The sequence below is a fragment of the Paenibacillus sp. p3-SID1389 genome, from assembly GCF_025151705.1.
Lineage (GTDB): Bacteria > Bacillota > Bacilli > Paenibacillales > Paenibacillaceae > Fontibacillus > Fontibacillus phoenicis.
Genome location: NZ_JALXVO010000121.1, coordinates 1 through 1,130 on the forward strand (window position 1 = coordinate 1; position 1,130 = coordinate 1,130).

A 1,130-nucleotide genomic window follows, 5' to 3' on the forward strand; every position below is an offset into this window, starting at 1 on the left:
AAATTAAAGTCAACAGGAGGTCCACTACATAATATGGGTACTAATTATTTGTCCGCTGTAACCCAGCAATTTCCGTTCCATTTATCTGTCACACAGGATTATCAGGACGAACAGATCATTCAAATGTTCCTGACGGCATGCGCCAAAGCGCCAAATACCCGCAGAAACTATTTTAGGGCCCTGGAGCATTTCAGGCAATTCCTTTCGGGAATGCGTTTTCGGGATGTGACTTGGAGGGAAATCGAAGCTTATAAAATCTACCTCACGAAGGGCTTCTACCGCGATGGCCAAAAACCGCTTGCTCCGGCCAGTGTGGCTGCATTTATCGCGCCTCTGAAGTCGTTTTATAAATGGGGAAGCGACAGCAGCATCGGCTTTTTCGATCATAATCCGGCGCAAAATGTCCGTATCCCGGCCATTGCCGTAACGAGCCGCAGACATTATCTTACCCGCAACGAGGTCGGCAAGCTGCTGGAGGCGTTGCGGCGCCAGAGCCTGAGAAATTACTTGATCGGCCTGTCTCTGGTGCTGTTGGGCCTTCGCGTGTCCGAGTTATGCGGCATCAAGTGGAAGGACTTTCATGCAGATATGCTGGAGACATCCATATGGCTCACCGTATCCCACGCAAAACGCGGAAAAACACGCGAGGTCAAAATTCCGCGAGAGCTCTGGAACATGTACCAGGAGCATGCACGCAGATTGGCGAAGGGGCATGAACCGGATCCGGAGTTGAAGCTGTTTGCAATTACGCCGCGGCAAATCGAACGAATCATTAAACAAGCAGGCATTGCGAGCGGAATTCAGAAGCAGCCGACCCCCCACTGGTTAAGACATACCAACGCGACGCTGGCATTGTTGCAGGGCGCCTCGCTGCAGCAGGTTCAGGAAAGCTTGGGGCACTCCCATATCAACACGACCCAGCGCTATCTGCACACCGTCGAGCAAATAAAGAAGGCGGCTCCTGACTTCGTACAGGACTGTTTGATGGAATTTATGTGATTTTTCTATTTTTTTAGTGCTATTTATCTATTTTTTGTGTCGAAAATAATGCAAAAATCGCTCTTTTGTCCTATAATATAACAAGGGTTAATTACAAACCTTGCCAAATTTCGACCAGTTTTTACCTAGGG

The 1,130-nt window shown here is 48.8% G+C and carries 1 protein-coding gene; it reads left to right on the forward strand.

Features of this window, described 5'->3' with window-relative positions; translation table 11 throughout:
- Nucleotides 1-33 precede the first annotated feature (33 nt).
- Complete coding sequence (locus M3G15_RS21330; RefSeq protein ID WP_260072019.1) at nt 34-999, forward strand: tyrosine-type recombinase/integrase; 966 nt, start codon at nt 34-36, stop codon at nt 997-999.
- Nucleotides 1,000-1,130: the final 131 nt, after the last annotated feature.